Here is an 18,400-nt window from a genome sequence, read left to right on the forward strand (position 1 = left end):
GTGGTTATGCGGATATCTGCATAACCACGAATATGATCCCTACGCGCGATGAGGCGCATTCACCCGTCCATATCGTGTAGGGCGCGGAAGGCTTTGTAGAGGTTGCGCGGATCAAGTTGGCCCTTGAACACCGCCGGCGGCTTGCGATCAAGGTCAAGCAATTCATAAGCGGCCGTCATCGCCGAACGGATCGAGTATTCGACCGTGAAGACGACATCGTCAGGCTGTTCGCAGAACTGGCCGGTGACGCCGAAGTTGGCATAGCCCTTCGGGTGCACCTGGGGCCGATCGCCCCTCTCGCGCGCCAGGAACTGGCTGGTGATGAACGGCATCGTGCAGGGCAAGCAGATGGCGCCGGCCAGGATGGTTGCCGCCCGGTCGGACGCACCGAGATGTCCAAGCAGTTCAGTCATTATCTCGCGGCCACTGCAGGCCGACATTGGCTTGTTCACATAGTCGCCCGGCTTGTCGATCGAGAGAGCATAGCCCCAGAGCACCTGCACATTCTCGGGCTGGCCAATGAAATGCGGCTGGTGAGGCAAAACGATCGACATCAACCAGCCGGAGTCGATGAAGGTGATCAGCCCGCCCTCGCCAGGCACATTGCCGGTGAAGTCGCGAACCAGATCGAACAACTCGGTGTTCTTCAGCGTCGTCGTGAACGAGATCCATTTCGACTCGTCGATATGGTCGGAAAATTTGCCCGGTTGCCCCAGTTCGGGACGGCCAGCGGCAATCTTCTCCCATAGCGTCCACGCGCCGCCCGTGCGTTTGTCGTTCAGCACGGGCGCGGTCTCCATGGTTCCGATCGAGGAGGCCTCGGTCATCGAACCCAGAGTGGCGATGACCAGATCTTGCAGTCCGACAGCGTGCTGCCCGGCTTCGCCGCCACGCTCATAACTCAGAGCTTCGGCAAAGGTCTCGCCATTGCGTTCCGCGAAGGCAATATCCGTCACCCGCGTGCCGAGGCGGAACTGAACTCCGCGCTCCTTTAGCCATTTGCGCAACGGCAACACGAGGGAGTCATACTGGTTGTAATAGGTCCTCATGATGCCGCGCAGCTCGTTGAAGCCCGCCACCATATGGGTAAAGCGCACGAAATAGCGCTTGAGCTCGATCGCGCTGTGCCAGGGCTGGAAGGCGAAGGTGGTGCACCACATGAACCAGAAATTGGTATTGAAGAATGCCTCGTCGAAATGATCGCTGATCCTGCTGTTGCCGAGGAGCGCCTCCGGCTCAATCGCGAGCTTCTCGATGGTCAGGATGTGCTTCTCGGTGAGGCCAAACTCCGGCGCGTCGATCTTATGGCCGCCGCGCACCAGCCGGGACTTGGAGCCCGTCTTGATGATCTCGTTCCACTGCATGATCTCCTGGGTGACCGTCTGCTTGCCGTCGAGCGTCGGCACCGAGGAATAAAGGTCGTAGGTGCAGAGGTATTTGCTCTCAATCATTCGCCCGCCCCGGACGATGTAGCCGTGCTCGGGGTCGCCCGTGCCGTCGAGGGCGCCACCCAGCCGATCGAGTTCCTCGTAAATAGTGATGTTCTTGCCTAGCAGATCGCCGTCGCGGATCAGAATCGCGGCAGCCGCCAGCGAAGCGATGCCACCGCCGACGAGATGTGCCTTGGTCTGCGTGCGATCGGGTTTGGACATGTTTTCACCTTATCGATTGCCGGAACGGCCTAATTAAGGAAACCCCGCGGTTGGTTTCCCTCCCTGAATCGCCAGGAGGCGTCCGCGAGGTTACGCTGATCCGCGGCTATCTATGCAGCATGGATTGCGTTCACGATGAATGTGGCATGGGTCATCACCACGGTCGTTTTCGAGCCAATGTCCGGCATGTACATCGCGCCGCCGGTTTGAACGGGATGCGTCGGAGGCCAGCGCACCATGGAGAACTCGATGTGATGAAGGCCATGGTTCTCCATGCGGTCGGGGAACGGTTGCGGCTCGAGGAACGGCCGCTGCCCGTTCCCGGACCCGGCGAAATCCGGGTGCGCGTCGAAGCCTGCGCCGTCTGCCGGACAGATCTTCATGTCGTCGATGGCGATCTCCCGGCGGGGAAGCTTCCGGTCATTCCCGGCCATGAGATCGTCGGCCGCGTCGAAGCACTCGGTGTGGGTGCGACGGGGCACGCAGTCGGGACGAGAGTCGGCATTCCCTGGCTTGGGCATACCTGCGGCATCTGTCCCTATTGCACTTCGCATCACGAGAACCTGTGCGATAATCCGCTGTTCACGGGCTACACGCGCGATGGTGGATTCGCGACCCATGTCGTAGCGGATGGAGCCTTCGCCTTTCCTCTCGCTGGCTTCGATGACCCGGTCGCTTCGGCGCCGCTGATGTGTGCCGGTCTGATCGGCTGGCGCTCTCTCAAGCTGGCAGGTGACGGCCACAAGATCGGGCTCTATGGCTTCGGCGCCGCCGCCCATATCCTGGCGCAAGTCTGCCGCTGGCAAGGTCGGGAGATCTACGCCTTCACACGCACCGGCGACGAGGCCGCGCAGCACCTTGCTCGCTCCCTTGGCGCGAAATGGGTCGGTAGCTCCGATGCGGCGCCTCCCGAATCTCTCGACGCGGCGATCATCTTCGCGCCTGTCGGCGATCTCGTGCCGGCGGCGCTGCGCGCGGTGCGCAAGGGCGGTCACGTCGTCTGCGGCGGCATCCATATGAGCGACATCCCGCAGTTTCCCTACAGCATCCTGTGGGAGGAGCGGCAGATCCTCTCCGTTGCCAATCTCACCCGCGAGGACGCCGTCGAATTCCTGGAACTCGCCCCGAGGGCGGGCGTGAAGGCAACGACGACGGTCTATCCGCTCGAACAGGCAAATGAGGCGCTTGCGGATCTGCGAGCCGGGCGTTTCCAGGGCGCAGCGGTCCTCGTCCCGTGAGCGTGACGAACAAAGACCTCCGCGGCACTTCAGGTCGCGGGCGCACTGGTATCGCAATCCTGACGCAGGCTTCTGATCAAGGTGTTCCGATGGGCTTGTCGAATAGTCTGGGCTTCGGTCGGGACTTAATACGGTGTTCGATCAGGAGATCTAAATGGATGACCGCGTAGGCGCGCCTCCCGCGGGCAAGCTGACGAAGACGGATGGCGAGCACGGTTCATTTCCGCCCGCCGACTTCTTCCGGGACATCGATCGGACGAGCGCGGCCGCCACCGCGCGGATGACCGGCGGGCTGTCACCGGCCGCGTTGTGGCTGGCTTTCGCCGATTGGGCGATCCATCTGGGCGCAGCGCCGGGCAAGCAGATGGAGCTTGCACTCAAGGCTGCGCGGAAATCGTCCCGGCTTTCGAGCGATGCGGTGCGATCGGCTCTCGATCCAGCGGCTCCGCCCTGCATCGAGCCCCTGGCCGGCGACGAGCGGTTCCGCGACGAGGGCTGGAACGCCCTGCCCTACCGGCTCTGGTACCAGAGCTTTCTGCTGACCCAGCAATGGTGGCATGTCGCGACCCATGATGTTCAGGGCGTCTCGCCCCATCATGAGGATGTCGTCTCCTTCGCCGCGCGCCAGTGGCTGGACATGGTCTCGCCGTCCAATTCGCCCTTCACCAATCCCACCGTCGCCCGGGAGACGCTGCGAACAGGCGGGAGGAACCTGACCGAGGGCTTTCGCAACTGGAGCGACGATGCGCGGCGGACCAAGGAGGGGCTGCCGCCCTTGGGAAGCGGGGCGTTCAAGCCCGGCGAGACGGTGGCCGTGACGCCGGGCAAGGTTGTCTTCCGCAATCACCTGATCGAACTGATCCAGTATGCCCCGGCCACGGAGACCATGGATCCCGAGCCCGTGCTGATCGTGCCGGCCTGGATCATGAAATACTACATCCTCGACCTGTCGCCGCAGAACTCCCTGATCAGCTATCTCGTCACCCAGGGCCGCACCGTCTTCTGCATCTCCTGGCGCAACGTCACGGCGGACGACCGCGACCTGTCGCTGGAGGATTACCGCCGGCTCGGCGTCATGGCGGCACTCGACGCCGTCGCCTCCATCGTACCGGACCAGAAGATCCACGCGGGCGGCTATTGCCTCGGGGGCACGCTGCTGGCGCTCACGGCAGCCGCCATGATGGAGGTCGCGGATGATCGCCTCAAGACCATGACCCTGTTCGCGGCCCAGACCGATTTCAGCGAGCCCGGCGAGCTGCAGCTCTTTATCGACGACAGCCAGGTCTCCTTCCTCGAAGCGATGATGTGGGGGCGCGGCACGCTGGATTCGGGCCAGATGGCCGGCGCCTTCCAGCTTCTCAAATCGAACGATCTCATCTGGTCGCGGATGATCCACGACTATCTGATGGGCCAGCGCACCCCGATGATCGACCTCATGGCCTGGAACGCCGACGCGACGCGGATGCCCTACCGCATGCATTCGGAGTATCTGCGCAAATTCTTCCTGGGCAACGATCTCGCCTCGGGGCGCTATGTGGTCGATAGCCGTCCGATCGCGCTCCAGAATATCCTCGCGCCGATCTTCGCGGTCGGGACCGAGCGCGACCATGTCGCCCCATGGCAATCGGTCTACAAGATCCACCATCTCTCGGACGTCCCCGTGACCTTCGTGCTGACCAGCGGCGGCCACAATGCCGGCATCGTCAGCGAGCCCGGCCACCCGCACCGGCACTTCCGCATCACGACCAAGGCGCCCGCCGATGCCTTGCTGAGCGCGCAGGAATGGATGGCCGCGGCGCCGACACAGGATGGGTCGTGGTGGCCGGACTGGGCAGTACGGCTCACCGCTCATTCCACCGGAAACCAGGCCTCGCCCCCTGCCATGGGAGCGCCGGAGCAGGGCTATGCGCCGCTTGCCGATGCGCCCGGCACCTATGTGATGCAGTCATGAGCGCCGTCTCGGCCAGCGCTCCGCTGGTGAACCGGACCTTCGAGGAACTCGCTGTTGGCGATACTGCTTCGCTCGTGCGTCTCGTCAGGCCCGACGACATAAAACTGTTCGCGGCGGTCTCGGGCGACGTCAATCCGGCCCATCTCGACGCGCAATATGCGGCGGGCGACATTTTTGGCCATGTCGTCATCCACGGCATGTGGACGGGAGCGCTGATCTCGACCCTGCTCGGCACCGAGCTTCCAGGGCCCGGGACGATCTATCTCTGCCAGGATCTGCGCTTCCGCAAACCGGTCGCGCCGGGCGACACTATCACCGCCACCGTCACGGTGCAGGAAAAACGGCCGGAGAAGCGCATCGTCCTGTTCGACACGCGCTGCACCAACCAGCATGGCGACGAGGTGCTGACCGGCACCGCGACCGTGATCGCGCCGGACGAGAAGCTCTCGCTGCCCCGCATGGCGGTGCCGGAGATCGCCTTGCGCCGGTCAGACAGGTTCGAGCCCTTCCTGCGGGCGGCACGCGGTCTGCCGCCGATGCTGACGGCCATCGTCCATCCCTGCAATGCGGAGGCGATCCAGGCCGCGATCGAGGCGCGCGACGACGGCCTCATCACGCCGGTGCTGGTCGGCCCGGAACATCGCATCCGGGAGGCCGCCGAACGAGCCGGGCTTTCGATTGCCGGGCTTCGGCTGGAGTCGACCGAGCACAGCCATGCCGCCGCCGCCCGCGCCGTCGAGCTCGCAGCAAGGGACGAGGTCGAGGCCCTGATGAAGGGCAGCCTGCATACCGACGAATTGCTGGGCGCGGTGGTCGCGGCGCAGTCCGGACTGCGCACGGAGCGCCGGATCAGCCATGTCTATGCGCTCGACGTGCCGGTCTATCCCAAGCCGCTGATCATCACCGACGCTGCGATCAACATCGCCCCGACCCTCGCGCAGAAGCGCGACATCTGCCAGAACGCGATCGACCTGCTGCATGATCTCGGCATCGCGGAGCCGATGGTGGCGATCCTCGCCGCCGTCGAGACCGTCAATCCCGCCATGCAGGCGACGCTGGATGCCGCCGCTTTGACCGTCATGGCGGCGCGCGGCCAGATCAGCGGCGCGCGGGTCGACGGGCCGCTCGCCTTCGACAACGCCATCAGCTTCGATGCGGCGCGGATCAAGGAGATCGTCTCGCCCGTCGCAGGGCAGGCCGACATCCTCGTCGTGCCCAATCTCGAGGCCGGCAACATGCTCGCCAAGCAGTTGATCTATCTCGCCGGCGCCGATGCGGCCGGACTCGTGCTCGGCGCCCGCGTACCGATCATCCTGACGAGCCGCTCGGATTCGCTGAAGGTCAGGCTTGCCTCCGTGTCGCTGGCCAAGCTGGTGGTGGCGCGCCGCAAGACGAAAGCTCTCGCGCCATGAGCGACCGTATTCTCCTCACCTTCAATCCCGGATCGTCGACGATCAAATTCGGCCTGTTTGCGATCGAAGCGGACGCACCGCGCCGCCTCGGCAAGGGCGTGATCGACCTGCGCCACAAGCCCCTGACGCTTCACATCGTCCAAGGGCCGACGACGGCCGATATCCCGCTCGCGGCGCCGGTCACAGACGATCTGCACGAGGTGATCGACGAGACGCTCGGCTGGCTGGCGCGCCATTTCTCGGTGAGCGCGCTCGCCGCCGTCGGACATCGCGTGGTTCATGGCGGAGACCGCTTCGCGGGGCCGGAGGCCATCGATGACAGGACGCTCGGGGCCATCGAGGCTCTGGTGCCTCTGGCGCCGCTGCACCAGCCGCAGAGCGTCCGGCTGATAAGGGCGATCCAGCATCTGCGTCCGAACCTGCCGCAGATCGCCTCCTTCGATACGGCCTTCCACCGCAGCCAGAGAGATCTCGTGCGGCGCTTCGCCTTGCCCCGAGCCCTCTTCGACGAGGGCGTCAAGCGCTACGGCTTCCACGGCCTGTCCTACAAATACATCGCCACGCGGCTGGCGCAGGTCGCGCCCGATATCGCCGGCGGCCGCGTCGTCGCGGCGCATCTGGGCAGCGGCGCGAGCCTGTGCGGGCTGGAGGCCGGCATCAGCCGCGACACCAGCATGGGCTTTTCGACGCTGGACGGCATTCCGATGGCGACCCGCTGCGGCGCTCTCGATCCCGGCGTCCTGATCCACCTGCTGAAGGAGCGCGGGCTCTCGATCGAGGCGGTGGAAGACATGCTCTATCATCGCTCCGGCCTGCTCGGCGTCTCCGGCATCAGCGCCGACAGCCGCGACCTGATCGGGAGCGATGCGCCGGAAGCACGCGAGGCGCTCGACCTCTTCGCCTTCCGCATCGCCCGCGAGACGGCGGCGCTCGCCACGACGCTGGGCGGGCTCGACGGCATCGTCTTCACCGCCGGCATCGGCGAGCACCAGCCGCAGGTCCGCGACGCGGTCTGCCGGCATCTCGCCTGGCTCGGCGTCGCGATCGACCCCGCCGCGAATTCACAGAATGCGATGCGGATCGAAGCCAGCACCAACAAGGTCGCGGTCCTCGTCGTTCCGACCGATGAGGAGCAGGTGATCGCCGAAGAGGCCTGCTCCATTCTCCAGGCAGGAAAGGCCATCCGATGACGCCCATCGTCGATCTCACCGGCAAGCGCGGCCTCGTCGTCGGCATCGCCAACGAGCACAGCATCGCCTATGGCTGCGCGCGCGCCTTCCGCGACGCAGGCGCGGAGCTCGCCGTCACCTATGTCAACGCCAAGGCCGAGCCTTACGTCCGGCCGCTGGCGGAATCCCTCGATGCGCCGATCATCGTGCCCTGCGACGTGCGCGAGAAAGGACAACTGGAGGCCGTGTTCGAGCAGATCGCGAGCCAATGGGGGCGGCTCGACTTCCTGTTCCATTCGATCGCCTTCGCACCGCGCGAGGACCTGCAGACGGGCCTCGTCAATTGCTCGGCGGGGGGTTTTGCCCTGGCGATGGATGTTTCCTGTCATTCCTTCATCCGCATGGCGAAACTGGCCCTGCCGTTGATGAGCGAAGGCGGAAGCCTGCAGACCGTGAGCTTCTACGGCGCCGACCGCGTCGTCGAGAACTACAATCTGATGGGGCCGGTGAAGGCTGCGCTGGAATCGACGGTACGGGCGCTCGCCACCGATCTCGCCCCGCGCGGCGTCCATGTGCATGCTTTGTCGGCGGGCCCGGTCAAGACCCGCGCCGCCTCGGGCATCGAGCGCTTCGACGAGTTGCTGGATCGCGTCCGCGACCGAACGCCGGCCAACCAGCTCGTGACGATCGAGCAGATCGGACGCGTCGCCAGCTTTCTCGCCAGCGAGACTGCCGCGCCCCTGACCGGCTCGGTCACCTATGCCGATCACGGTTTTCACATCGTCGCATGAACGACAGGGGCGCCATGACAGCCGTCGACCAGCACGCCCCCGAAAGCAGACCCGGCAACCTCGCCACGTTCTGGACGCGGACACTGCCGGACCTTTGCGCCGCGCTCCAATGCGGCAGCGACGGCCTGAGTTCGGCCGAGGCCGAAACGAGGCTTGCCCGCTACGGCGCCAACAGCGACGCCCAGACGAAGAGCGACAGCGTCGCGCGGGCCATTCTCCGGCGGCTGCTCGAACCCCTGTCGTTGATCCTGCTGGCGGCCGGCATCGTCTCGGTGGCGACCGGGGACGGGATCGGCGGCTCGATCATCGTCGCGATCCTGGCGATCTCGATCGGACTCGACACCGTGCAGGAGGGACACGCCGTGAAAGCGGCGGAGGTGCTGCGGCGCTCGGTGGCGCTGAAGGCCGAAGTCAAGCGCGACGGCATCTTCCGTCAGGTCGAGGTCGCGAAGGTCGTCCCCGGCGACATTCTGCGGGTGCGGGCCGGCGACATCATTCCCGCCGACGCGATGATCCTCGACGCGACGGCCTGTACCGCAGGCGAAGCGGCCTTGACCGGCGAGCCCTACGCCGTCGAGAAACGTCCGGGCGTGGTAACCGCGCCAAGCCCCGGCGAAGCCTCCAACGCGCTGTTTCGCGGCGCCGTGGTGCAGACCGGAGAAGCGATCGCGCTCGTCGTCGGCACCGGCCGGGCGACCGTGTTCGGCGCCGCCGCCTCGGCCCTTTCCGAGGCGCAGGCGCCATCGCCGTTTCAGCGCGATCTGCACCAGTTCGGCCTTGTCATCGCAAGGCTGACGCTGGGTCTGGTCGTGATCGTCCTCGCCACCCGGGTCCTGCTCGGCCGCGAGGTCCTCGATTCCGTGCTGTTCGCCGTAGCGCTGGCCGTCGGCCTGACGCCCGAACTCCTGCCGATGATCACCACCGTCACCCTGTCGCGCGGCGCGATGCGCATGGCGCGCAAAAAGGTCATCGTCAAGCGCCTGGCGTCGATCCACGACCTCGGGGCCATGACGGTGCTGTGCACCGACAAGACCGGCACCCTGACCTCGGCCGAGATCACGCTTGCCCGAAGTCTCGACGCGACCGGCACGGACGATCCCCGCGCCGCCCGGCTTGGCGCCATCGCCGCCAGCCTTGGCGGCAACCGGGGCTCGCTCGATGCCGCGTTGATCGAGGGCTCGGCCGGAGCTGCCGAAGGCTGGACGCTCGCCGGCAGGCACGCCTTCGATTTTACCCGACGGCTCGGCTCGGTCCTCACGAAGGGACCGGATGGCCCCTTGCTGATTGTCAAGGGCGCGCCGGAAGCCGTTCTGGCGTTGTGTACTGCGCAGCGCACCGGTGAGGCCATCACGGCGATGGGCAAGAGCGAACGGGCGCGGGCGATCGATCTCGTTCGTGCCCTAGCTGGAGACGGGCTGCGCACCATCGCTGTGGCCTCTCGCCCCTGGTCGGGAACGGCCCATGAGGTCGAGGCGGCCGATGAGACGGACCTGACCTTCGAAGGGTTCTGTGCCTTTGCCGATCCGCCCAAGGCGACGGCCGCAGCGGCGATCGCCCGGCTGGCTGGTGCCGGCGTTAGGCTGAAGATCCTGTCGGGCGACGATCCCGTCGTCGTCAGGCGTCTTGCCGGCCTCGTCGGCCTCAACGCGGACAAGGTGCTGTCGGGTGCCGAAATCGCGGCCCTGAGCGACGACGCGCTGGCAGTGCAGGTGCGGACCGTCGATGCCTATGGGCGGCTGGCGCCGGACCAGAAGTCGCGCATTGTCAAGGCGCTGCAGGCAAAGGGCGCTGTCGTCGGCTTCCTCGGAGACGGCATCAACGATGCCCCGGGACTGAAGGCCGCCGATATCGGGCTCTCGGTTGAGGGCGCGTCCGGCGTGGCGCAGGCGGCGGCCGACATGATCCTGTTGGCCTCGGATCTGGGGGTCGTCGCCGATGGCGTCGAGGAAGGCCGGCGGACCTTCGCCAACATCCTCAAATATGTGCGCATGGGGGCGAGCTCCAATTTCGGCAACATGCTGTCGATGGCGGTCGCGTCCATGGCGCTGCCGTTCTTGCCCATGCTGCCGACGCAGATCCTCCTGAACAACCTGCTCTACGATCTGTCGGAGCTCGGCATCCCCTTCGACGGCGTGCGAAAGGAAGCGATCGAGCGGCCGCAGGTCTGGGATATGAGCGGCTTGCTGCGCTTCGCCGGGGTTATGGGTCCGCTCTCCTCGCTGTTCGATTTCCTGACCTTCGGCGTGCTGCTGTACGTGTTTCACGCGTCTCCGGCCGAGTTCCGCACCGCGTGGTTTTTGGAATCCATGGCGACGCAGATCCTCGTCATCTTCATCATCCGCACAAACGGGCGACCATGGCAGGATTTGCCACGCCCCGCGCTGGCGGCGTCATCTCTCATCGCGCTCGTCGTCGCAATGGCGCTGCCGTTCACACCGATGGGCCCCTGGTTCGGCTTTGAGGTGCCAGCGATCAGCATCCTTCTCGGAATTGGTGTCATCGTGGTCGCCTATCTGGTCTCGGCCGAATTGCTCAAGCCTCTGGCCATAAAAATACGGCAACGCTGACTCCGAAGATGCACTTGGCGCGTGTCCTTGATTCCAATCAAGGCAGCGGGCGCGCGAGCACAATAATCGACTCGCCCTTCGGCCTCGGTGGCTCCGTGTTCACCTCGGATCTCAAGCACGGTGCGGAGGTAGCGGCCAAGATCTCCACCGGCATGGTGTTCGTGAACCATCCCACCATGGTCAAGGCCGACCTGCCCTTCGGCGGCGTCCGTCGCTCGGGCTATGGCCGCGAACTGCTCGGCCTCGGCATCAAGGAGTTCGTCAACCACAAGCTGACCAACGTCGTCGATATCGACGCGCCGTTCTAAGCGGATCAGCCCGCTCGTCGGCGTCCCCCTGATCCTCGGCATCGCGCCAGGCTGCCTTGCGCTCACGCGCGGCTGTTGGGCCGAGACGGCATCGGCCGCGGGAGGTGACGCTTATCGTCGGCCTTGTTTTCTTGCCGCTCTCTTTCATCTGGCCCAACTGGAGACGCTTATCCGCACAACCACGAGCAGGATCCCTCCGCGCGATGAGGTGCATCCCGCGCAGGGCCCCACCTCGGTCCCCGCGATCAGGGAATCTCGCTGTCCGGTGGCAGCTTCGCCAATCCCTTGATCGCCTCTTTCAGGCGATGGCTACGATACGCGCTGTCGGCAAACCAGAGCTCGATCTCGGCAGGGTCGAGCGTATCGGCATAAGCCGATGTCGGCACTGGACATCCGGACTCCCGGATGGCGCGTATGTTGTGCTGGTAGCGCCGGATCCGCTCCTCCATCGGCAGCTCGGGTCCATGCTTCAGCAATTTGTCATTCGGCCAGGTCGGCATGGCAGAGCTCCAAACATCCGCTCCAGTCAGCGCAACTCGTCGGCCATCTCCGGATGGCGATCCAGCAGCTTGATCAGCTGGCTGGTCGGGCCGCTCGGCTCGACCAGCCCGCGCTCGTATTTGTCGAAGGCGTTCTCGCCGACCTTCAGCAACGTGCCGGCGTCACGTTGGGAAAGATTGAGCTTGGTGCGGATACGCCGGATGGTCGCCGGCGACGGCACGCCGTCGACCTGTTCCTTCAGCGTCCGCAGCGCCACGTCCACCACCTCCATGTCCTTGCCGATATGGATGCCGTCGCCCTCTCCGGCCGGATAATAGCCGGGCAGCTCCACCGTGAGGCTCACACCCTTGTAAGCCACCACGAACGGCCGCACGCTGCGCGTCAGGATCTCGCCGGTTTCCGGCGCCGTCATGGTGTCGGGAAGCACCGTCTCTTTCATCACCATGGTCATTTCTCCTTGAACGACATGACCGTGAACTCGGTGATGACGTCCGCCTGGAACTTCACATAGAGCATCAATCCTCGCGCCGGCACGTGATAGACGTCCTGCCACACGCGATGATCGGCGAACGTCGTCATCGACTTGAAGAACATGCGCCGCTCGATCCCGAGGATCGTCTCGACGATGCCACCGCGATCGAACCCGAGCGCCGTTGCATCCCGCAACGCCGCCGTCGTCATCGCCAGCTGGTCGACCGACTCCAGTGCCAGCTTGATGGCCTCGAGATCATAGGTCGGCCGCCGTTTCTCCATCGCTGCAATATGCCCCCATAAAGGTGGCAGTTCAAGGGCGCGTCCGACAAGGGTCGGAGCCCGCTCTATGCCGCCGGCCGCGCCGGCTCCACGCAGCCCCGTTCCGGGTCTGCGCCTGCGGTAACGATCGGTCGCGCGGCAGTGGCCAAGCCGCGGCTCGCCGGAAAAGGATGGGCGCGGGAGGCAGGCCCTCCAGGAGAGCGAGAGGGCGGCCGGTCCGGCCGTGACGGGTCGAGGGACCAGCGAGAGTGGCTCGCGGCCGGCCCGTCGCGGAGACCCGCCATGGACCATGCAGCCACCCGCCGGCGCCCCGCCCCGAACCGGGCGTCACTCTATCAGGACATCACCGATCGGATCATCGCCGAATTGGAGGCCGGCCGCGTGCCCTGGGTCCAGCCCTGGTCGGCCGCTGCCGCTCCGCTGGCGATGCCGCGAAACGCCACCACGGGGCGAAAATACTCCGGCATCAACATCCTCATTCTCTGGGACGCCGTCATCGAGCACGGCTTCAGCACCCAGAACTGGCTCACCTTCCGCCAGGCACTCGGGCTCGGCGGCAGCGTGCGCAAGGGCGAGCACGGCACCACCGTCGTCTATGCCAGCCGCTTCACGCCGGGCGAAGACAATGCGCGCGACAGCCGGGACCGTGACGGGCGCGGCGGCATCCCCTTCCTGAAGCGCTTCACCGTCTTCAACGTCGACCAGTGCGACGGTCTCCCGGACACGCTGACGGCGCCGGTGCCCGCTGTTCCCGACGCCGTGGTGCCGCCGGCGATCGACGCCCTCATCAAGGCCAGCGCCGCCGATTTTCGTCTCGGCGGCGACCAGGCCTACTACGACACCCGGCACGACTATGTGGTTTATCTGAACAGTCAACCTGTCTCACCGACGGTTCACTGATCACTCCCTCGATTCAACCAGCGACGACGTGGTTCACGGACGGCAGATCGACTGCCCGATCCGCTGCGCCTTTGCGCGCCCGTCGAGGAGATTCAAGATGTCCCAGCACAAGCTGGCGCATGATCGCGCCGATGTCTACACACGTATCACCGCGGAGATTATCGCAGCCATCGAAGCCGGCACCGGCGAATGGCGCGCGCCCTGGCACCATGATGGCACCAGCACCGCGCGTCCGACCAATGTGGTTTCGAGCAAGCGCTATCGCGGCGTCAACACGCTCGCCCTATGGGCCGCTGCCATGGCCCATGGATACCCCGAAGGTCTCTGGGGAACCTATCGGCAGTGGCAAGAGATCGGAGCCCAGGTTCGCAAGGGTGAACAGGCGACGACCGTCGTCCTCTGGAAGCAGATTAATGCCGGCCACACCGTCGGCTCTGACGAAGACGAGGATGGACGGCGCCGCATGTTTGCCCGCGCTTTTTCCGTTTTCAACGTGGCACAGGTCGATGGCTATGAGTCCGCGCCTGTTGCCGTATTGCCGGAGACCGAGCGTCTCGCACACGCCGAAGCGTTCATCGCGAACCTCGGCATCAAGACGGTTTTCGGCGGAACGAGAGCATATTACCAGCCTTCGACTGATACGGTATTTATGCCGTCATTCGATAAATTCCGCGATGCGGCGTCGTTCTATGGCGTATGGACTCATGAGAACGGCCACGCTTCAGGGGCGAAGCATCGGCTTGACAGAGACTTGTCGGGCCGCTTTGGTTCCGCCGCCTACGCTGCCGACGAATGCTGCGTCGAGATTCTCAGCGGACTGATCCTGGCGGATCTTGGCATCGCCCACCATCCGCGACCAGATCACGCCGCATACATCTCAAGTTGGCTGGAGGTGCTTAAAGCGGATCCCAAGGCGATATTCACCGCCGCAAGCAAGGCGCAGCAGGCGGCTGATTGGATGCACGCCCAGCAACCTTCCGCAGATTCAGGGTCTGATGATCCGAAGGTGAACTCTGTCGCGCTCGATGCGGCGCTGCTCACTGACGCGTAGCAGTGCGCGCACCTGTTCGTGCTGCGCGAGCAGATCTTCGACATGACGGCGGTTCTCCTCACGGTTCGCCGGTTTCGAGCCGCCGTCATTTCCACGCTCGTGTCTGATCTCGGCCACGGCTTCGCGGAATGTCTCCAGTACCGTCGTTGCCCTATTGGCGGTTGCCCTGCTAACGCCGGCCTCGGCCGCGAGATTGACGACGGTGAGGCGACCGTCTGTACTATTTGGCCGCCCGTCGATCAGCCGCGCCATTGCCGCACGAAGCGCCAATTCCGTGGCGGTGCTGATCGAGATCATAGCCCTTCCTTCTTCAATGGTGCGATCAGCTTGCGCTTTCGGTCGTTGTCGCGTTGCAGGGCCTCGCGCTGAAGCGGTGACAGCCGCTTGTTTTTCAGGAGGTCTTCAGCTTCTGCGATTGATGCCTCCCACGCCGGCAGATGGCGCAATGTGATGCAAGAGTTCGGACACCGGTCCGGCGCACAGTTCGACAGCATCGGCGCCACTTTTTCCTTCTCTGCCGATTGAGCAAGGCAAAGTGCCGTTGCGGGCTCGAAGAAGCAGTCGTTGAGATATCCGACGTGGAGCGTCCGTGCGAGATGCCCCAGCATCGCCCTGATGCGCTCGCTACCGGCGACGACACCGGGGAACCGCCCAACCTCGCCGGCGACGCGGTCCATTTCCGCCGCAACCCGACGAGCCGCGGGACCAGTCGGGCGCTCGCCGCGCTGACAGGCCTCATAGTGCTCAATAATATCGTCGAGCTGCCCGAGTGCACGTTCCTGTTCGACCTCCTGCCGGAAGCCCGACGCCGAAGACCCGGCGTAGCCGTCGAACATGGCGACTGAGGCATGCTTGTACTGGATTTTGCCCGCGATCACCCCGAATGGCCGATTGGCAATGTACCACGCGACTGTCCGTCGGAGTTGTCGCGTGTTGAAGGTCCAGGGTCGCTCGCCGGCAAGCGGAATGGCAGGCTCCTCATGAGTACCATACTGTTCATTGACGTGGCTTCGAAGCAAATTGATCCGCCGAACTATATGGGAGAGGCCTCTTTCGCGGGCGGTTCCTCGGTCAAGGGTGAACCATATTCCATCCTCGCCTCGCCGTTCGCGGTATCTCTCGGCAAGCCGTTCGGCGACATCGACGGCTTTGGCGACCGGCTCGATGGTGATCCATTCTTCGGCTTCGCCGCGTGTGCCTCGACCCTTGTAAGCCATGCTCCGGATCGCCAGCCTCTCCACGATCCCGTCGGCGCTACGTCTTCGATTCAGGCACCCTGGCTGCATCGCCTGCACTTCGCCGTCGCGCATTCCCGTCAGGTAAGCGCACACGATGTAGGCTGCTGTTTGCAGATGCCGCTCTTCACGCGTAAGGGCAAAAGCATCGAACCGTTTCCGCCAAGGACGACCGGTATCGAGGTCGGTAGAGATTGGAGTGTCCATCCCACCCGCTTCGCAGCCCAATTCCTCGACCGCATCGAGGAGCAGCTTCAGCGCATCTTTATTCTGGCCCATGTTATTGGGGTCCAGCCCGCTTTGTAGGGCGATGAGGCGCATATTGAGGACTTCACCATCCAGTACGCTCGCGTGCGCCAGCGTCGACATGAGTCCTCCTTGCACTTCAGGATCGCTCCAAACGGGAACCCCCCGAGTCTGCTGGCGGCGCTTTTCAATCCAACGCCGCATTTTCGGCACGACGCTGCCCCTGACGGCATAGTCAGGCCGATTGGCATCGCCTCTTTCCAGCTTGTCGAGCTCCGCGCGGGCAGCGAAGATATCGGGCGCAAATATTTCAACGTACTTGAGCGACCAGCGCAGCATCGCTCCGATCACCGGTTCCGGAATCCGTGGGGTCAAGTTTTCATATCGGCCACCGACGCATCCTGCGACCGAGAATGTCGTCCGTCCGTTCCATGGCATAAAGTTGAGCCCGCCGCAGGTCAGGAACGGGGCAAGGCGCCGCAACTCCACGACCGGCTTCAGCAGGACGCCCACGCGGCCGAGTGTGATCTTGCGACGCTTGTGGAAGTCGAGCCACGCGTCGATCAGCTCCTGGTCGATGAGGCGGACCTCGAATGCCCCTAATTTCTCCCGGACGAAGGACACGAACCGCATCAGCTCCATCAGAGCATTATGCGCCGATACCGGGCGCAGTCTGGCGCCGCCGTCAGGAAGTCTCTCGTCCAGCCACGCATAGATATATTCCTTCGCCATCAACTTCTCGACCGGGCAAACGATCGCTGTGAAGTCGACGGTTCGGAACGCATTTCGAGCCGTGACATGGAAGATGGCGGGCTCCATGTCCCAGACGTCGTCGCCAAACCGCGATAGGGATCCCCGATGTGTAGCCTTTGCCAAAGCCATCGACTTAAGGACCACATCGTCCAGTGAACGGACGATCGAAGTCGGCGACAGAGAACGTCGGTGCTCGACAGTGCTCATAACGCTGATGCCTCCGGCGGTAGATACAGCAGTGAGTGCTCTGCGGAGGAAGCTTCAATCCGGGCTGCCTCGACGACAGCCTCGGGGAAGGATGGTAGGATCTGTTTGGATATCCGGTGCCACGCACGCCCAAACTTCTTACGCCAATCATAGGCATCGAGGCCGGTTCGCTGCTCTGCCATGAAGGATTGGAACGCGATCAGCGCCGGAAGTTTCCGCGCCGTGATCACCGCATTTGCGCATTCCAGGCATCCCCAGAAAGGCGTCGGACAAGCATCCCCTGCCGTACCGAAGGGACTCGTATAGAACCCGCCACAGCTCGCCAGCCAGACGTCCTGTTCGCCGTTGAGAAGAGCATCGATCGTGTCCGACGCCACCGGCAACTTATTGCTGTCTGAGCAAATCCGGAGTGCTTCTTCGGCCTCTGGCAACACAATCTTCGGCCGGAGCGCAGCGTCGAGAGCATCATGGAAGGCCTCCGACAGCGCCTGCTCGTGGACGTGGCGCAGAGCCGGAATGTCAGCATAATGGCGCGCCGCCACCCCGATTGAATGACCGATCGCGAAGATTTCAAGTTGACCGCCGGTGCGCTTGTACCACTCGGCCTTTTGCGTCTTGCGAAGCAGAGACAGGCGCAATTTCAGCGGTTTGCCATCATTATCGACAAGACCATGGTGAGCGACGAATCCATCAACGCCGGAGGCGCTCTCTTCACGAGGCGCCCGCAATCCAGATGTTGTCCAGATCGCCCACAGTCGATCGGTGCCAAGTTGCGCGCGAGCCCGTTCAGTCGACGCGATCGCCAGCCGGATCAGCCCGCCGGGCGTGCTGCTCCCACCATCTCGAACCCGCAAGCGTTTCCATTCCGAGCCGCGGGCCCGGCGCTTGTAATATTCGATTTCGACGTAGCCCTTGGTCGGATTGCGCAGACAGTCCGCCTTCAAGCCATGCAGGCATTCCATCTCCATGCCGGTTTCCAACGACAGCAGGACAATGAAGCCAACCAGGTCGAGGCGCGTCAGATAGAAGCCGGCATGAACCGTTTCGATCCGGGGACGCGGCTGGATCTTCCAGAAAGCGGCCAGCACGTCAAACCGCTGATAAACTGGATGTCTGCGCTCAACGCAGCCCGACGTGCAGATTTCATCGATCACCGCAGCGTAGTTTTTTCGCAACCGATTGCCGACGCCGAGGCCTGGTATCTCCTCTGGCAGCTTACCTATTGGCGCAATCCTGCGCGAGGCGTCAGCCACTTGCGTCCGTGCCGCCTTCCGCAGCGATGCCGCCACGCCGCTGCTATAGGCATCCCGCGGTCGGCTGCCACCGGCCTCGCCATGTCCGAGATAGGTCAATCTTGCAACAACCTCGGCCGGCAGAATCTCCGGCTTCAACTCGATCGCGAGACGCAGAAGCGAGATCAGCATTGCCATCAAATGACGTTGATGAAGGCGACCGCCGGCGTTTTGCTCAAGCCAGTCTTCATAGGCATTGATCAGTGGAACGGTGATGTCCGCGACACCAATCGCTGGCACATTCCTCTCGTCCAGGAATGCCCAGAACCGCTGAAGGGCAAGAACCTTACGCCGAATGGACCGCGCTATCGGAGTCGGCCCCATCCGCCGTATCTGTTCTCGGAAGAGCGACGCTATTTCCGTGGCGAGGTTAG

The 18,400-nt window shown here is 64.1% G+C and carries 14 protein-coding genes and 2 pseudogenes; 9 read left to right on the plus strand and 7 right to left on the minus strand.

The annotated features are described in order from the left end of the window. Window positions 1–59 precede the first annotated feature (59 nt). Window positions 60–1,652, minus strand: coding sequence for an oleate hydratase (locus V5F77_RS26305; RefSeq protein ID WP_429008079.1), 1,593 nt, complete (start codon window positions 1,650–1,652; stop codon window positions 60–62). A 254-nt stretch (window positions 1,653–1,906) separates the two neighbouring features. On the opposite strand from V5F77_RS26305, the gene V5F77_RS26310 reads away from it, so the two are divergent. From V5F77_RS26310 to V5F77_RS26340, 7 genes and pseudogenes are all read left to right on the plus strand, one after another. Further along, on the plus strand, window positions 1,907–2,890 hold the full coding sequence (locus tag V5F77_RS26310; RefSeq protein WP_429008080.1) for a zinc-dependent alcohol dehydrogenase family protein: 984 nt from the start codon (window positions 1,907–1,909) through the stop codon (window positions 2,888–2,890). 154 nt (window positions 2,891–3,044) lie between these two features. Next, window positions 3,045–4,841 carry a PHA/PHB synthase family protein gene (locus tag V5F77_RS26315; protein ID WP_429008081.1) on the plus strand — a complete coding sequence of 599 codons (1,797 nt, stop codon included), beginning with the start codon at window positions 3,045–3,047 and terminating at the stop codon, window positions 4,839–4,841. Further along, the gene (locus V5F77_RS26320; protein ID WP_429008082.1) at window positions 4,838–6,253 is read left to right on the plus strand and encodes a bifunctional enoyl-CoA hydratase/phosphate acetyltransferase; all 1,416 of its coding nucleotides are present in this window, start codon (window positions 4,838–4,840) and stop codon (window positions 6,251–6,253) included. Before V5F77_RS26315 ends, V5F77_RS26320 begins: the two co-directional genes overlap by 4 nt. Then, entirely contained in the window at window positions 6,250–7,443 is a 1,194-nt protein-coding gene (locus V5F77_RS26325) for an acetate/propionate family kinase (protein WP_429008083.1), read from the plus strand. The genes V5F77_RS26320 and V5F77_RS26325 overlap by 4 nt, the downstream gene beginning before the upstream one ends. Beyond that, window positions 7,440–8,213 carry an enoyl-ACP reductase FabI gene (gene fabI / locus V5F77_RS26330; protein WP_429008084.1) on the plus strand — a complete coding sequence of 258 codons (774 nt, stop codon included), beginning with the start codon at window positions 7,440–7,442 and terminating at the stop codon, window positions 8,211–8,213. The genes V5F77_RS26325 and fabI overlap by 4 nt, the downstream gene beginning before the upstream one ends. A gap of 14 nt (window positions 8,214–8,227) precedes the next feature. Further along, a complete protein-coding gene (mgtA, locus tag V5F77_RS26335) occupies window positions 8,228–10,780 on the plus strand; it encodes a magnesium-translocating P-type ATPase (RefSeq protein WP_429008085.1) in 2,553 nt (850 codons plus the stop codon). Between the two features lie 68 nt (window positions 10,781–10,848). After that, window positions 10,849–11,088: pseudogene (locus V5F77_RS26340) on the plus strand (aldehyde dehydrogenase family protein); the annotation flags it as partial. Window positions 11,089–11,333: 245 nt separating this feature from the next. Here V5F77_RS26340 and V5F77_RS26345 read toward each other — a convergent pair. From V5F77_RS26345 to V5F77_RS26355, 3 genes are read right to left on the minus strand one after another with little or no spacing between them, the layout of a single operon-like run. Further along, on the minus strand, window positions 11,334–11,588 hold the full coding sequence (locus tag V5F77_RS26345; RefSeq protein WP_429008086.1) for a hypothetical protein: 255 nt from the start codon (window positions 11,586–11,588) through the stop codon (window positions 11,334–11,336). Between the two features lie 26 nt (window positions 11,589–11,614). Beyond that, window positions 11,615–12,034 carry a type II toxin-antitoxin system MqsA family antitoxin gene (locus V5F77_RS26350; protein WP_429008087.1) on the minus strand — a complete coding sequence of 140 codons (420 nt, stop codon included), beginning with the start codon at window positions 12,032–12,034 and terminating at the stop codon, window positions 11,615–11,617. 2 nt (window positions 12,035–12,036) lie between these two features. Then, on the minus strand, window positions 12,037–12,342 hold the full coding sequence (locus V5F77_RS26355) for a type II toxin-antitoxin system MqsR family toxin (protein ID WP_429008088.1): 306 nt from the start codon (window positions 12,340–12,342) through the stop codon (window positions 12,037–12,039). A gap of 282 nt (window positions 12,343–12,624) precedes the next feature. On the opposite strand from V5F77_RS26355, the pseudogene V5F77_RS26360 reads away from it, so the two are divergent. Together V5F77_RS26360 and V5F77_RS26365 are read left to right on the plus strand one after the other, a co-directional pair. After that, window positions 12,625–13,200, plus strand: a pseudogene (locus V5F77_RS26360) (ArdC family protein); the annotation flags it as partial. A 139-nt stretch (window positions 13,201–13,339) separates the two neighbouring features. Continuing rightward, window positions 13,340–14,293, plus strand: coding sequence for an ArdC family protein (locus V5F77_RS26365; RefSeq protein WP_429008089.1), 954 nt, complete (start codon window positions 13,340–13,342; stop codon window positions 14,291–14,293). Here the strand turns inward: V5F77_RS26365 and V5F77_RS26370 are convergent. From V5F77_RS26370 to V5F77_RS26380, 3 genes are all read right to left on the minus strand, one after another. After that, a complete protein-coding gene (locus V5F77_RS26370) occupies window positions 14,228–14,590 on the minus strand; it encodes a hypothetical protein (protein WP_429008090.1) in 363 nt (120 codons plus the stop codon). The genes V5F77_RS26365 and V5F77_RS26370 overlap by 66 nt on opposite strands. Continuing rightward, window positions 14,587–16,734, minus strand: coding sequence for a hypothetical protein (locus V5F77_RS26375; protein WP_429008091.1), 2,148 nt, complete (start codon window positions 16,732–16,734; stop codon window positions 14,587–14,589). Before V5F77_RS26375 ends, V5F77_RS26370 begins: the two co-directional genes overlap by 4 nt. Beyond that, window positions 16,731–18,400 (minus strand): hypothetical protein (locus tag V5F77_RS26380; protein WP_429008092.1); only part of this gene is annotated, 1,670 nt, incomplete at its 5' end. The genes V5F77_RS26380 and V5F77_RS26375, both read right to left, overlap by 4 nt.

The sequence above is a fragment of the Roseixanthobacter psychrophilus genome (assembly GCF_043195195.1).
Classification (GTDB): domain Bacteria; phylum Pseudomonadota; class Alphaproteobacteria; order Rhizobiales; family Xanthobacteraceae; genus NCEH01.

Excerpts from the sequence above, each read along its gene's own strand:
- V5F77_RS26355 (WP_429008088.1), bottom strand. The coding sequence starts at position 12,342 with ATGGAGAAACGGCGGCCGACCTATGATCTCGAGGCCATCAAGCTGGCA.
- V5F77_RS26370 (WP_429008090.1), bottom strand. The coding sequence starts at position 14,590 with ATGATCTCGATCAGCACCGCCACGGAATTGGCGCTTCGTGCGGCAATG.
- V5F77_RS26320 (WP_429008082.1), top strand. The coding sequence starts at position 4,838 with ATGAGCGCCGTCTCGGCCAGCGCTCCGCTGGTGAACCGGACCTTCGAG.
- V5F77_RS26315 (WP_429008081.1), top strand. The coding sequence starts at position 3,045 with ATGGATGACCGCGTAGGCGCGCCTCCCGCGGGCAAGCTGACGAAGACG.
- V5F77_RS26375 (WP_429008091.1), bottom strand. The coding sequence starts at position 16,734 with ATGAGCACTGTCGAGCACCGACGTTCTCTGTCGCCGACTTCGATCGTC.
- V5F77_RS26325 (WP_429008083.1), top strand. The coding sequence starts at position 6,250 with ATGAGCGACCGTATTCTCCTCACCTTCAATCCCGGATCGTCGACGATC.
- mgtA (WP_429008085.1), top strand. The coding sequence starts at position 8,228 with ATGACAGCCGTCGACCAGCACGCCCCCGAAAGCAGACCCGGCAACCTC.
- V5F77_RS26365 (WP_429008089.1), top strand. The coding sequence starts at position 13,340 with ATGTCCCAGCACAAGCTGGCGCATGATCGCGCCGATGTCTACACACGT.
- V5F77_RS26350 (WP_429008087.1), bottom strand. The coding sequence starts at position 12,034 with ATGGTGATGAAAGAGACGGTGCTTCCCGACACCATGACGGCGCCGGAA.
- V5F77_RS26345 (WP_429008086.1), bottom strand. The coding sequence starts at position 11,588 with ATGCCGACCTGGCCGAATGACAAATTGCTGAAGCATGGACCCGAGCTG.
- fabI (WP_429008084.1), top strand. The coding sequence starts at position 7,440 with ATGACGCCCATCGTCGATCTCACCGGCAAGCGCGGCCTCGTCGTCGGC.
- V5F77_RS26310 (WP_429008080.1), top strand. The coding sequence starts at position 1,907 with ATGAAGGCCATGGTTCTCCATGCGGTCGGGGAACGGTTGCGGCTCGAG.
- V5F77_RS26305 (WP_429008079.1), bottom strand. The coding sequence starts at position 1,652 with ATGTCCAAACCCGATCGCACGCAGACCAAGGCACATCTCGTCGGCGGT.